12 protein-coding genes and 1 other annotated feature are annotated in these 13,218 nt (G+C 54.8%); all 12 genes read left to right on the plus strand.

Annotation, left to right across the window (positions count from 1 at the left end; all coding sequences use genetic code 11):
- The first annotated feature begins 20 nt into the window (after positions 1 to 20).
- A complete protein-coding gene (locus ACVBDQ_RS08455; protein WP_011232142.1) occupies positions 21 to 1,094 on the plus strand; it encodes a GerMN domain-containing protein in 1,074 nt (357 codons plus the stop codon).
- Between the two features lie 151 nt (positions 1,095 to 1,245).
- The gene (gene rph, locus ACVBDQ_RS08460) at positions 1,246 to 2,016 is read left to right on the plus strand and encodes a ribonuclease PH (protein WP_011232141.1); all 771 of its coding nucleotides are present in this window, start codon (positions 1,246 to 1,248) and stop codon (positions 2,014 to 2,016) included.
- Positions 2,013 to 2,627, plus strand: a complete 615-nt coding sequence (locus tag ACVBDQ_RS08465; protein WP_011232140.1) for an XTP/dITP diphosphatase — start codon at positions 2,013 to 2,015, stop codon at positions 2,625 to 2,627. Before rph ends, ACVBDQ_RS08465 begins: the two co-directional genes overlap by 4 nt.
- Positions 2,624 to 3,130 carry a metallophosphoesterase family protein gene (locus ACVBDQ_RS08470; protein ID WP_011232139.1) on the plus strand — a complete coding sequence of 169 codons (507 nt, stop codon included), beginning with the start codon at positions 2,624 to 2,626 and terminating at the stop codon, positions 3,128 to 3,130. The genes ACVBDQ_RS08465 and ACVBDQ_RS08470 overlap by 4 nt, the downstream gene beginning before the upstream one ends.
- A gap of 516 nt (positions 3,131 to 3,646) precedes the next feature.
- Positions 3,647 to 4,546 (plus strand): branched-chain-amino-acid transaminase, encoded by a 900-nt coding sequence (ilvE, locus tag ACVBDQ_RS08475; protein ID WP_011232138.1) that lies wholly within the window; start codon positions 3,647 to 3,649, stop codon positions 4,544 to 4,546.
- A 22-nt stretch (positions 4,547 to 4,568) separates the two neighbouring features.
- Positions 4,569 to 4,835 (plus strand) — a binding site (T-box leader).
- Positions 4,836 to 4,905: 70 nt separating this feature from the next.
- The gene (gene ilvB, locus ACVBDQ_RS08480) at positions 4,906 to 6,645 is read left to right on the plus strand and encodes an acetolactate synthase large subunit (protein WP_033845346.1); all 1,740 of its coding nucleotides are present in this window, start codon (positions 4,906 to 4,908) and stop codon (positions 6,643 to 6,645) included.
- The gene (gene ilvN, locus ACVBDQ_RS08485) at positions 6,624 to 7,142 is read left to right on the plus strand and encodes an acetolactate synthase small subunit (RefSeq protein WP_011232136.1); all 519 of its coding nucleotides are present in this window, start codon (positions 6,624 to 6,626) and stop codon (positions 7,140 to 7,142) included. Before ilvB ends, ilvN begins: the two co-directional genes overlap by 22 nt.
- A gap of 102 nt (positions 7,143 to 7,244) precedes the next feature.
- Positions 7,245 to 8,270: a ketol-acid reductoisomerase gene (gene ilvC, locus ACVBDQ_RS08490; RefSeq protein ID WP_014196461.1), complete on the plus strand. Its 1,026-nt coding sequence runs from the start codon at positions 7,245 to 7,247 to the stop codon at positions 8,268 to 8,270.
- Positions 8,257 to 9,804: a 2-isopropylmalate synthase gene (locus ACVBDQ_RS08495; RefSeq protein WP_014196460.1), complete on the plus strand. Its 1,548-nt coding sequence runs from the start codon at positions 8,257 to 8,259 to the stop codon at positions 9,802 to 9,804. Before ilvC ends, ACVBDQ_RS08495 begins: the two co-directional genes overlap by 14 nt.
- A 17-nt stretch (positions 9,805 to 9,821) precedes the next feature.
- Positions 9,822 to 10,937, plus strand: a complete 1,116-nt coding sequence (gene leuB / locus ACVBDQ_RS08500) for a 3-isopropylmalate dehydrogenase (protein WP_014196459.1) — start codon at positions 9,822 to 9,824, stop codon at positions 10,935 to 10,937.
- A 20-nt stretch (positions 10,938 to 10,957) separates the two neighbouring features.
- Positions 10,958 to 12,373: a 3-isopropylmalate dehydratase large subunit gene (gene leuC, locus ACVBDQ_RS08505; protein WP_033845343.1), complete on the plus strand. Its 1,416-nt coding sequence runs from the start codon at positions 10,958 to 10,960 to the stop codon at positions 12,371 to 12,373.
- Positions 12,374 to 12,469: 96 nt separating this feature from the next.
- On the plus strand, positions 12,470 to 13,063 hold the full coding sequence (gene leuD / locus ACVBDQ_RS08510; protein WP_014196457.1) for a 3-isopropylmalate dehydratase small subunit: 594 nt from the start codon (positions 12,470 to 12,472) through the stop codon (positions 13,061 to 13,063).
- The last annotated feature ends 155 nt before the right edge of the window (positions 13,064 to 13,218 follow it).

Below are 13,218 nucleotides of genomic sequence, written 5' to 3' on the forward strand. Positions count from 1 at the left end.
ACGAGTAGGAGGGAACGTCAATGAAACGGACGACTCACATATGGGCGGCGCCGCTGCTCGCCTCGCTGTTGTTGCTTGGCGGCTGCGGTTTGTTTGGGCGAGATGAGGCGGTGAAGGAGATCGATCCGCCGCAAGAGACGAGTTATGTCAAAGACGGCCAAGCGCTTCAGGAAGCGACGGAAAGCCAAAAGGAAGAGAAGGAGAAAGCGAAGGCCACCGAGACGGTGAAAAGAGAGCTGTACTTGATTGACAAAAACGGCTTTGTCGTGCCGCAAACAGTGGAATTGCCGAAAACGCAGGCCGTGGCGAAACAAGTACTCGAATATTTGGTTGAAGACGGACCTGTGTCAGAAATGTTGCCGAACGGCTTCCGCGCGGTCATTCCGGCCGGAACGACGGTGCTTGGCACAAAATTGGAAAAAGACGGAACGTTGATCGCCGACTTTTCTCCGGAATTTAAAAACTATAAGCCGGAGGACGAAAAACGAATTTTGCAGTCCATTACGTGGACGTTGACGCAATTTGACAATATCAAGCGCGTCAAAATCCGCATCAACGGCTACGATCAAAACGTGATGCCGGTCAATAAAACACCGATTCAAGATGGGGTAAGCCGCGCCGACGGCATCAATATGGAAGCGAGCGGCGTGCCAGACATTACGAATACGCATCCAGTCACCGTTTATTTTGTCGCCCAACAAGGGAACAGCACATACTATGTGCCGGTGACACGGCGTGTGTCCAATAAGGAGAAAGATGATATTGCCGCGGCCGTCAACGAACTGATTCAAGGACCAGAGCAAGGGAGCGGGCTTGTCGGCGTCTTTCAGCCGGACGCGAAGCTTGTCGATGCCCCGAAATATGAGGATGGCAAAGTGACGCTCAACTTTAACGAAGGCATTTATGGAAGCAACAAGAAAAATGTCATTTCCGACGTCGTGTTGAATTCCCTCGTTTTGTCGCTCACTGAGCAAAAAGGAGTCGAAAGCGTGGCGATCACAGTCAATGGCAAAGCCAATCTTGTCACGGAAGACGGCAAGCCGCTCACCAAACCGGTCGCTCGGCCGCAAAACGTCAATACCGGGACATTTTAACCGGTTGGTGCTGACAGGCTGGAAACGAATAGGACGTTATGGTATAACAAAGAGGTGGAAACGTATTCCGCCTCTTTCTTTTTTTCGCTAGGTGGAAAGAAATGCGGCGTCTGGCATTCCGTTGAAGATGGAGAAAAGGAGGACTCAGTTGATGAGAGCGGACGGACGAAGCAGTTGCGAGCTGCGCCCTGTACATATACACCCGCATTACATGAAGCACGCTGAAGGGTCGGTGCTCATTGAAGTCGGCGACACGAAAGTCATTTGCACGGCGACGGTCGAAGAGAAAGTGCCGTCGTTTATGCGCGGCGGCGGCAAAGGATGGATTACGGCCGAATATGGGATGCTGCCGCGGGCGACAGAGCAGCGGAATGTGAGGGAAGCGAGCAAAGGAAAAGTGTCGGGGCGGACGATGGAAATTCAGCGCTTAATCGGCCGTGCGCTTCGCTCGGTTGTTGATCTTGAACAGCTTGGTGAGCGGACCATTTGGATCGATTGCGACGTCATTCAGGCGGATGGCGGAACGCGGACGGCGTCGATCACCGGTGCGTATGTGGCGCTTGTGTTGGCGCTTGCCAAACTGGTGGAAGAAGGGAGGCTCGAGGCGCTTCCGATCCGCGATTTTCTCGCCGCTACCTCGGTCGGCATCGATCCGGAGCATGGGGTGATTCTTGATTTAGATTACAACGAGGATGCGCGGGCGAAAGTGGATATGAACGTCGTCATGACCGGAGCCGGTCAATTTGTTGAGATTCAAGGGACCGGAGAGGAAGCGGTTTTTTCACGCGCCGAGCTCGATGAATTGCTTGAAGCGGCGCAAATAGGCATCGAGCAGCTCATCGCCGTTCAGCGCCGCGCATTGGGCGAGTGGGCGGCGCGCATCGGCGAAAAAAAAGAAGCGGCAGAGGAGGACACAGAGTGAAGGAGATTGTCATCGCGACCAAAAACGCTGGCAAAGTGCGCGAGTTCGCCGCTTTGTTTGCCAAGCGGGGCGTCGAAGTGAAATCGCTGCTTGACTTTCCGGACGCTCCGGATGTCGCAGAAACGGGAAGCACGTTTGCGGAAAATGCCGTGCTCAAAGCAGAAGCGGCGTCGCGGCGTCTAAAGCGGCCGGTGATCGCCGATGATTCCGGGCTCGTGGTCGATGCGCTCGGCGGCCGGCCGGGCGTTCATTCGGCCCGTTATGCCGGGGAAGATAAAAACGATGCACGCAACATCGCCAAGCTGCTTCGCGAGCTTGACGGGGTGCCGATGGAGCAGCGCACGGCTCGTTTTCATTGTGCGCTCGCCGTCGCGATCCCAGGGCGGCCGACCGCCGTTGTCGAAGCGACATGCGATGGTTATATCGCCGAAGCGCCGCGTGGGGAGGGGGGCTTTGGCTATGATCCGGTTTTTTACCTTCCGGAGCGGGGAAAAACGATGGCGGAGCTTGCGCCCGAGGAAAAAAATCAAATCAGTCATCGCGCCAAGGCGCTGACGAAGCTCGATGAGCAGTGGGAGGAGATCGTCGGTGGAAAGGGGCGGACGGAATGAAGGCGGTGATTGTGAGCGACAGCCATGGGCTGACTGCCGAACTTGCTGCAATTGTCAACCGTCATCGCCATGAAGCGGATTTGTTTATCCATTGCGGCGACTCGGAGTTGGAGGTGGGGGCGGACGAGATTGCCCCGTTTGCCGTCGTACGCGGCAACTGCGATTTCGCCGCGTTTCCTGCTGAGCGCATCGAAGAGGTGGGCGGCGTTCGGTTGTTTGTCACCCACGGCCATTTATACGGGGTGAAAACGTCGCTTTTGCGTTTATCCTATCGCGCACAAGAAACAGGGGCTCACGTCGTTTGTTTCGGCCACTCGCATTTGGCCGGTGCTGAACAAATCGATGGGTTGCTGTTCATCAATCCCGGCAGCATCGCCTTGCCGCGGGGAAGAAAAGAAAAAACGTACGCGGTGCTGACGGTCGACAGCGGACGGGCGCACGTCCAGTTTTATGAAGTGGATGGACAGCCTATTCTCAAAATGGAACAAACGTTTTCTATCTAAGCCGGCAAAACCGCCGGCTTTTTTACGGTAAGCAAGGCCGCTTCAACAGGTTCGCTTTCAAAATGGAAGTGCCATATAGCGTGTTTGGAAAGGGGGCCTGTGTTTGGGCCGCCTTTTTTCGTTTTGGGGAGATGAAGTGGAAAAAGGCGCATCGTTTTGATTCGTCATTTTCATGTCCGAGTGAGAAGCGAACGTTGCTTACGGATCTTTTCTATCAGAAAAATGAGCGCGCCTTGAGCCCGTTATGTTCATATCGAATGAGGAGCGAACTGCGCTCAAGGGCGCGTTTTCTATGAGACGGCAAAGAAAGAAAAAATTTTTTTATATCGGCAAAACCTTGATTCTATCATAATGTAAGCGCATTCAAATAGTTTGACCAATCGGAATTTTCAAAAAACGTTATTGACGGCGCAAAGGTTTCGGATTATTATAATTTTCAAATAAGAGAAACGACTCAATACAATGATCGAGCCGTTCAAAGCAACTGCTGACTGATCAAGGAAGAGGGGAACCGAAGTGGGCGAACAATGGATCTTTTTAAACGGAGAATTTGTGACAAAAGAAAACGCCAAAATTTCCGTGTATGACCATGGATTTTTGTATGGCGACGGGGTATTTGAAGGCATTCGCGTCTATAGCGGCAACGTATTCCGCCTCGAAGAACATATAGATCGGCTATACAATTCAGCGAAGTCGATTTTGCTCGACATTCCGTACACGAAGGAAGAAATGATTGGCCACGTGCTCGAAACGATCCGCCGCAACGGCTATCAAGATGCATACATCCGCCTGGTCGTTTCGCGCGGGGTCGGCGATTTAGGACTGGATCCGTACAAATGCAAAACGCCGCAAATCGTGATTATCGTCGAGCCGCTCGCGCTCTTCCCGAAACATTTATATGAAACCGGCATCGAAGTGGTGACAGTGGCGACGCGCCGCAACCGCTCTGATGTGCTGAGCCCGAAAGTCAAATCGCTCAACTACCTAAACAATGTGCTTGTCAAAATCGAGGCGCATTTGGCGAACGTAAGCGAAGCGCTGATCTTAAACGATCAAGGCTATGTCGCGGAAGGTTCGGGAGACAATGTTTTCATCATCAAAAACGGCGTCATTTACACACCGCCTGGGTATGTCGGGGCGCTTGAAGGCATTACGCGTCAAGCGATCATCGAAATCGCGGAGGATCTCGGCTATACGGTGAAAGAGGAGCCGTTTACCCGCCATGATGTCTATGTCGCGGATGAAGTGTTTTTGACGGGGACGGCGGCCGAAGTCATTTCGGTCATTAAAGTCGATGGCCGGACGATCGGCGACGGGACGCCGGGACCGCATACCAAGCGGTTGCTTGAAGAATTTCGCCGCCGCGTGGTCGTCGAAGGAGTAAAGGTGTATCCGACGAACGCCAATGTCGGTTGATCGTCCATGACAAGTGGATAGCGAAAAAGCGTTGACGAGGATAAGTAGTCAGCGGGGTCAACATCCACAGAGAGCCGGGGGAGCTGCGAACCGGTGATGTTGCCGCTTGATGAACTCACCTCTGAGCGCCAGCCTGAACGCCGGACGGCTAGTAGGGCTGGACGAGTGGAGACGCGCGCTTCACTCGTTACCAAAATGAGCGGCCGGCTTCGGCTGGCCGCTCCTGAGGCGGCCGTCACGGCCGTGAAGAAGGGTGGTACCGCGGAAAGGAAACCTTTTCGCCCCTTTGGCTGGAAATGACAGCCATCGTGGGCGGAAAGGTTTTTTATATGGATGACAAATCACAGGGAGGATCGACGATGACAAAAATGAAAGTCGAGGAACAAGAAAAAGCGAGGACGAAGGCGAGAATGAGCGGGTCGCTGATGCTCATTGAAGCGCTCAAGGAAGAAAAAGTCGAAGTCATCTTCGGCTATCCGGGGGGGGCGGTGCTCCCGCTGTATGACGAGTTGTATAAAGCCGGCGTGTTCCACGTGCTGACGCGGCATGAGCAAGGGGCCATCCATGCGGCGGAAGGATATGCGCGCATTTCTGGAAAACCAGGGGTCGTCATCGCCACCTCCGGCCCGGGAGCGACCAACATCGTCACCGGGTTGACCGACGCGATGATGGATTCGCTGCCGCTCGTCGTCTTTACCGGGCAAGTGGCCACGAGCGTCATCGGCTCGGATGCGTTTCAGGAGGCGGACGTTGTCGGCATTACGATGCCGATTACGAAACACAACTACCAAGTGCGCGACATCAGCGAGCTGCCGAGAATCATTAAAGAGGCGTTTCACATTGCGACGACCGGGCGCCCCGGACCGGTGTTGATCGATATTCCAAAAGACATTACGACGGCCGAAGGGGAGTTTGATTACGATCAAGACGTTCATTTGCCTGGCTATCAGCCGACGACGCAGCCGAACCATTGGCAAATCCGCCGGCTTGTCGAGGCGGTCAGCCAATCAAAGCGGCCGGTCATTTTAGCCGGCGCTGGCATCTTGCACGCCAATGCGTCCAATGAATTGCGGCAATACGCCGAACAGCAAAACATTCCGGTCATTCATACGCTCCTTGGCCTTGGCGGTTTCCCGGCCGACCATCCGCTGTTTTTAGGCATGGCCGGCATGCACGGTACGTATACGGCGAATATGGCGCTGTGTGAATGCGATTTGCTCATCAACATCGGCGCCCGCTTCGATGACCGGGTCACCGGCAATTTAAAATATTTCGCGCCGAAAGCGACCGTCGCCCATATCGACATCGATCCGGCGGAAATCGGCAAAAACGTGCCGACGAAAATTCCAATCGTCAGCGATGCAAAAGCCGCCTTGCAAGAGCTGATCGCCCAGCAAGGCAAGCCGGCGGACACCGCGGCGTGGCTCGCGCAGCTTGATGAATGGAAGCGGCGCTTCCCGCTCCATTATGAGCCGGAAGCCGGCACGATCAAACCGCAAAAACTGATCGAGATGATCTATGAAATGACAAACGGCGAGGCGATCGTGACGACGGACGTCGGCCAGCATCAAATGTGGGCGGCGCAATATTACAAGTTCAACCGGCCGCACCGGTGGGTGACGTCCGGGGGGCTCGGCACGATGGGCTTCGGGCTTCCGGCAGCGATCGGCGCCCAGCTCGCCGACCGGAGCGCTACGGTCGTTTCGATCGTCGGCGACGGCGGCTTCCAAATGACGTTCCAAGAACTGTCGGTCATCCAGGAGCTACGGCTGCCGATCAAAATCGTCATCGTCAACAACCAGGCGCTCGGCATGGTGCGGCAATGGCAGGAGCTGTTCTATGACAAACGGTACTCCCATTCGCTCATTCCGAACCAGCCGGATTTCGTCAAGCTTGCCGAAGCATACGGGATGCCAGGTCTGCGGGCGAAGACGGAGGCGGAAGCGGCCGAAGTGTTAAAACAAGCGTTTGCGATGGATGGGCCGGTGCTGCTTGATTTCCATGTCCGCGCCGACGAGAACGTCTATCCGATGGTGGCGCCCGGCAAAGGGCTTCATGAAATGGTGGGGGTGAAAGCATGCGAAGAATCATCACGATGACAGTCAACAACCGCCCCGGCGTCTTAAACCGCATTACCGGGTTGTTTACAAAGCGGCATTACAATATCGAAAGCATTACGGTCGGGCATACGGAAATCGAGGGCATTTCGCGGATGACGTTCGTCGTCAACGTTGACGATGAACGGACGGCGGAGCAAATCATTAAGCAGCTGAACAAGCAGATTGATGTGTTGAAGGTGAATGACATCACCGACCAAGCGATCGTCGCCCGCGAGCTGGCGCTCATTAAAGTTGCCGCTCCTCCGGCGGTCCGCCAGGAAATTTACACGCTCATCGAGCCGTTTCGCGCCTCGATCGTCGACGTAAGCAAAGACAGCCTCGTCATTCAAGTGACCGGCGAGCCGGAGAAAGTCGAGGCGTTGATTGAACTATTGCGCCCGTACGGCATTAAGGAAGTGGCGCGCACGGGAACGACCGCGTTCACCCGCGGGGCGCAAAAAGCGACGACGAATCAGAAAACGGCGTTCATTATTTAACAGCTATCATACAAAACAGCGCTGATTGCTTCATGGAACCGCCAAACAAGGGGCGGCCAAGCGTAGGGATTGTCAAACTACAGAACAAAGGAGAGGGTAATCATGGCAAAAGTCTACTATAACGGGGATGCAAACGAACAATATTTGCAAGGGAAAACGGTCGCGATCATCGGCTACGGCTCGCAAGGCCACGCCCATGCGCAAAACTTGCGCGACAGCGGCGTTCGCGTCATCGTCGGACTGCGAAAAGGAAAATCGTGGGAGCAGGCAGAACAAGACGGATTTGAGGTGTATTCAGTCCGCGAAGCGGCGAAGCAGGCTGATATCGTCATGGTGCTGCTGCCGGATGAGAAGCAGCCGGCCGTGTACAAAGAGGAAATCGAGCCGGAACTCGAGCCAGGCAATGCGCTTGTGTTTGCGCACGGCTTTAACATCCATTTCAGCCAAATTGTCCCACCGAATCATGTTGACGTCTTCTTGGTTGCGCCGAAAGGCCCAGGCCATCTCGTGCGGCGCACATATACGGAAGGAGCGGGCGTGCCGGCGCTCATCGCCGTCTACCAAGATGTGACCGGACACGCGAAAGAAACGGCGCTCGCCTACGCGAAAGCGATCGGCGCTGCTCGAGCTGGGGTGTTGGAGACGACGTTCAAAGAAGAGACGGAAACCGACTTGTTCGGTGAACAAGCGGTGCTGTGCGGTGGGCTGACGGCGCTCATCAAAGCCGGGTTTGAAACGCTCGTTGAAGCCGGGTATCAGCCGGAAGTCGCCTATTTTGAGTGTTTGCATGAGATGAAGCTCATCGTCGATCTCCTTTACGAAGGCGGTTTGTCGTGGATGCGCTATTCGATTTCCGATACGGCGCAATGGGGCGACTTTATCACCGGCCCGCGCATTATTAACGACGCTGTGAAAGCGGAAATGAAAAAGGTGCTCGATGACATTCAAACCGGCAAATTCGCGAAGAGCTGGATTTTGGAAAACCAAGCGAACCGTCCGGAGTTCAACGCCATCAACCGGCGTGAGAATGAGCATTTGATTGAGATTGTCGGACGCGAACTGCGAAGCATGATGCCGTTTGTGAAGGCAAAACAAATCGAGGCGGTGGTGCCAGGTGCGAAAAATTAAGTTTTTTGATACCACATTGCGTGATGGGGAACAATCCGCTGGTGTGAACTTGAATTTGCAAGAAAAGTTGGAAATTGCCCGTCAACTTGAACGGCTGCGGGTTGACATCATCGAGGCGGGTTTCCCCGCCTCATCGAAAGGCGATTTTGAGGCGGTCAAACAAATTGCCGAAACGGTGAGAACATGCTCGGTCACCGGGCTGTCGCGCTCGGTCCGAAGCGACATTGATGCGGCGTGGGAGGCGTTAAAAGGCGGCGCGGAGCCGCGGCTCCACCTATTCATCGCCACCTCGCCGATCCATATGGTGCATAAATTGCGGATGACGCCGGAACAAGTGATTGAAGCGGCGGTTGAGGCGGTGAAATACGCGAAGCGCTTTTTCCCGATCGTCCAATGGTCGGCGGAAGATGCGTGCCGAAGCGAGTTGCCGTTTTTGGCGAAAATCGTCGCCGAAGTGATCAAAGCCGGCGCCTCGGTGATCAACATTCCGGATACGGTCGGCTATATTACGCCGAAAGAATACGGGGAAATTTTCCTCTATTTGCAAAACAATGTTCCGAATATTGAAAAGGTTTCACTCTCCGCTCATTGTCATGATGACTTGGGCATGGCGGTGGTGAACTCGCTGTCGGCCATTGAACATGGAGCGACGCAGGTCGAGTGCACGATCAACGGCATCGGCGAGCGGGCCGGCAATGCGGCGCTTGAGGAAATCGCTGTCGCCCTTCACATCCGCAAAGACTACTATCAAGTGGAAACGCGCCTCAATTTGCAGGAAATTAAGCGCACAAGCAATCTTGTCAGCAAGCTGACCGGGGTCGTCGTTCCACCCAACAAAGCGGTCGTCGGCAAAAACGCGTTTGCGCATGAATCGGGCATCCATCAAGACGGCGTCTTAAAAGAAAAAACGACATACGAAATCATTTCGCCGGAGCTCGTCGGCGTGCCGTCGAATTCGATGGTGCTCGGCAAACATTCCGGCCGCCATGCGCTTCGCAACCGGGTTGAGGAGCTCGGCTACACGTTGTCCGATGAAGAAATCAATCAGCTGTTTGTCCGTTTTAAAGAATTGGCGGACAAAAAGAAGGACATTACCGACGACGATTTAATCGCGTTGATTTTCGAAGAGAAGTTCGACCACTTTAAAGATTTTTACCAATTGTCTTCCATTCAAGTGCAATACGGGACGAATCAAATTCCGACAGCGGTAGTTGTACTGAAAGACGGGAAGGGGAATGAAATCCAAGAAGCGGCGACCGGCGCCGGCAGCGTCGAGGCGCTGTACAATACATTGGAACGTTGCTTCCAAACGCCGGTGACGCTGCTTGACTACCGGATCGAATCGGTCGGCGGCGGCCGCGATGCGTTGGCCCAAGTGTTCGTCAAAGTGCGCGCCCATGACATCGAGACGAGCGGGCGCGGCACTGCACAAGACGTGTTGGAAGCATCGGCGAAAGCGTACATCAACGCCATCAACCGTGTGTTTATGATCGAAGCGATGCGCGGCGAAAACGAGAAAGTGGCAACACCATAAAAACGGGGGGATTCAGAATGGGAAACTATCGGATTGCCGTCTTGCCAGGGGATGGCATCGGCAAAGAAGTGACGTCCGGAGCGGTCGAGGTATTAAAAGCGGTCGGCATCCGGTTTGGCCACGAGTTTACGTTTGAATATGGATTGATCGGTGGAGCGGCGATCGATGAGGCGGGGACGCCGCTCCCCGAGGAAACGCTCCGCCTTTGCCGAGAAAGCGATGCGGTGCTGCTTGGGGCGGTCGGCGGTCCGAAGTGGGATGACAACCCTCCGCATTTGCGCCCGGAAAAAGGATTGCTTGCCATTCGCAAGCAGCTCGACTTATATGCCAACTTGCGGCCGGTTGTTTGCTATGACAGTTTGGTTTCCGCTTCGCCGTTAAAACCGGATCTCGTGCAAGGCGTCGATTTTGTCATCGTCCGCGAGCTGACCGGCGGCATTTACTTCGGCCAGCCGAGCGGCCGCGTCGTCGAAAACGGCGAAGAAAAAGCAGTGGACACCTTGTTATATAAAAAGGAAGAAATTGAGCGGATCGTCCGCATGGCGTTTATACTCGCACGCGGGCGGAAGAAAAAAGTGACTTCGGTCGACAAGGCGAACGTCCTTTCGTCAAGCCGTCTATGGCGGGAAGTGGCCGAAGAGGTGGCGAAGCAGTTTCCGGACGTCACGCTTGAGCATATGCTTGTTGACAATGCCGCGATGCAGCTCATCCGTGCGCCGAAGCAGTTTGATGTCATTGTGACAGAAAACATGTTTGGCGACATTTTAAGCGATGAAGCCTCCATGTTGTCCGGTTCGCTCGGGATGCTGCCGTCAGCCAGCTTATCCGCTTCCGGTCCGAGCTTGTATGAGCCGGTGCACGGTTCAGCGCCTGATATCGCCGGCATGAACAAAGCCAATCCGATTGCGGCGATTTTGTCGGCCGCGATGATGCTTCGCCTGTCGTTCGGGCTCACCGCGGAAGCGGAGGCGGTAGAGCACGCGGTGTGGCAGGCGCTCGCCCTAGGTTTGCGCACCGCCGACTTGGCGCCAAGCGGCGGCCGCATCGTATCCACGAACGAAATGGTCGAAGAAATCAAAGCGGCGGTGCTGGATTATACGGCCATTGCTCAAATTATGACCGTTTATGCCTAAGACGTGCGAGGTGAAAGCCAATGAAGCCGAAAACGATCATCGATAAAATTTGGGAAAACCACGTCGTCTACCGTGAGGAGGGCAAACCGGATTTATTGTACATCGATTTGCACTTAGTGCATGAAGTGACCTCGCCGCAAGCGTTTGAAGGATTGCGGCAAAAAGGGCGGAAGGTGCGGCGGCCGGATTTGACCTTTGCGACGATGGACCATAACGTGCCGACCATTAACCGATTTGTGATTACCGATGAAGTGGCGCGCAACCAAATCGCTGCGCTTGAGCGCAACTGCCGCGAGTTCGGCATTCCGCTCGCCGACCTACACAGCGAAGAGCAAGGAATCGTTCACGTCATCGGCCCAGAGCTCGGGTTGACCCAGCCGGGAAAAACGATCGTTTGCGGCGACAGCCATACATCGACGCACGGGGCGTTTGGCGCCTTGGCGTTTGGCATCGGCACGAGCGAAGTCGAGCATGTATTGGCTACACAAACGCTTTGGCAGCATAAGCCGAAAACGCTGCAAATCTGCATCAACGGCCGCCTCGGCAAAGGAGTGACCGCCAAAGACGTCATCTTGGCCATTATCGGCCGCTATGGCGTTGGCGTCGGCACCGGTTATATTATCGAATTTACAGGCGAAGCGATCCGACGCATGTCGATGGAAGAGCGAATGACGATTTGCAACATGTCGATTGAAGCTGGGGCGAGAGCCGGCCTCATCAGCCCGGATGAAACGACGTTTGCCTATTTGCGCGGCCGCAAATATGCGCCAAAAGGCGAGGAGTTTGACAAGGCGGTGGAACGGTGGCGGGCGCTTGCAAGCGATGAGGGGGCGGAATACGATAAAACGATTGAAATCGATGCGTCGACGATCGCTCCGATGGTGACGTGGGGGACGAACCCCGCGATGAGCACTTCCGTCGATGGCGTCGTGCCGCATCCCGAGCAATTTGAAAGCAAAACAGAGCAAAACGCGGTGCGCCGGGCGCTTGAGTACATGGGGCTCAAGCCGGGCACGCCGATTACGGATATTCCGGTGCAGCACGTCTTCATCGGTTCGTGCACCAACTCACGCCTCAGCGATTTGCGCGCGGCGGCGAGCATCGTGAAAGGGAAAAAAGTGGCTCCGGGTGTGCGGGCGCTCGTCGTGCCTGGATCGCAGCAAGTGAAAAAACAAGCCGAAGCGGAAGGGTTGGCGCAAATTTTCATCGACGCCGGTTTTGAATGGCGCGACTCCGGCTGCAGCGCCTGTTTGGGCATGAACCCGGACATCATTCCGGAAGGCGAGCACTGTGCGTCAACGTCGAATCGCAACTTTGAAGGGCGGCAAGGAAAAGGGGCGCGCACGCATCTCGTCAGCCCGGTGATGGCCGCGGCGGCTGCGATTTACGGACATTTTGTCGATGTGCGCCAGCTTGAAGCCGAGCCGGTCTGTTAAATTGACGATCGTGATGGCAAAAGAGGCGGCGCGGCATCCTAGGAAGCCGAGCTCCTTTGCCATCAGTGACATCCATAACGGAAGGGGGAAAGGACGATGAAGCCGTTTACGATCCATCGCGGAAAAACCGCCGGCATCGATCGTGCGAATATTGATACCGATCAAATCATTCCAAAGCAGTTTTTGAAACGGATTGAACGCACCGGCTTTGGCCAGTTTCTCTTTTACGATTGGCGGTATTTGAGCGACGGCACGCCAAATCCGGAGTTTGAGCTCAACCGCCCGGAAAACGAAGGGGCGACGATTTTAGTCGCCGATGAAAACTTCGGCTGCGGCTCATCGCGCGAACATGCGCCGTGGGCGCTGCAAGATTACGGATTCCGCGTCATCATTGCCCCATCGTTTGCCGATATTTTTTACAACAACTGCTTAAAAAACGGGCTGTTGCCGATCCGGCTGGATAAAGAGGATGTCCGCTACTTGCTGCGCCAAAGCGAGCGCGCAGACTATGAACTGACGGTTTCGCTTGAAGAACAGCGGGTATTTGACGATGAAGGATTTTCGCGTCCGTTTGACATTGACCCGTATCGAAAACAGTTGCTGTTAAAGGGATGGGATGAAATTGATTTAACGTTTGTCTATGAACCGTATATTCAAGCGTATGAACAACAGCATAGCCTGCGGCCGTAAGCGTCTGTTTTTTGCGGTGCAGCGCGGCGGCAAAAATCGGCTGTTCCGCCGTTATTTTGGCAGGAACAGCCTCTTTGTTTTGCATATAGGAGGATGAAGAAAATGGACGGCGGCAGCAAGCGCCAAAAAGGGTTGGCTTGTTTCGGCTAAGAAAA

The organism is Geobacillus sp. CCR (assembly GCF_052906625.1).

Bases quoted from the DNA above. Each gene is read 5' to 3' on its own strand.
- ACVBDQ_RS08455 (WP_011232142.1), top strand. From the start codon at position 21: ATGAAACGGACGACTCACATATGGGCGGCGCCGCTGCTCGCCTCGCTG.
- rph (WP_011232141.1), top strand. From the start codon at position 1,246: ATGAGAGCGGACGGACGAAGCAGTTGCGAGCTGCGCCCTGTACATATA.
- ACVBDQ_RS08470 (WP_011232139.1), top strand. From the start codon at position 2,624: ATGAAGGCGGTGATTGTGAGCGACAGCCATGGGCTGACTGCCGAACTT.
- ilvB (WP_033845346.1), top strand. From the start codon at position 4,906: ATGACAAAAATGAAAGTCGAGGAACAAGAAAAAGCGAGGACGAAGGCG.
- ilvN (WP_011232136.1), top strand. From the start codon at position 6,624: ATGCGAAGAATCATCACGATGACAGTCAACAACCGCCCCGGCGTCTTA.
- ilvC (WP_014196461.1), top strand. From the start codon at position 7,245: ATGGCAAAAGTCTACTATAACGGGGATGCAAACGAACAATATTTGCAA.
- leuB (WP_014196459.1), top strand. From the start codon at position 9,822: ATGGGAAACTATCGGATTGCCGTCTTGCCAGGGGATGGCATCGGCAAA.
- leuC (WP_033845343.1), top strand. From the start codon at position 10,958: ATGAAGCCGAAAACGATCATCGATAAAATTTGGGAAAACCACGTCGTC.
- leuD (WP_014196457.1), top strand. From the start codon at position 12,470: ATGAAGCCGTTTACGATCCATCGCGGAAAAACCGCCGGCATCGATCGT.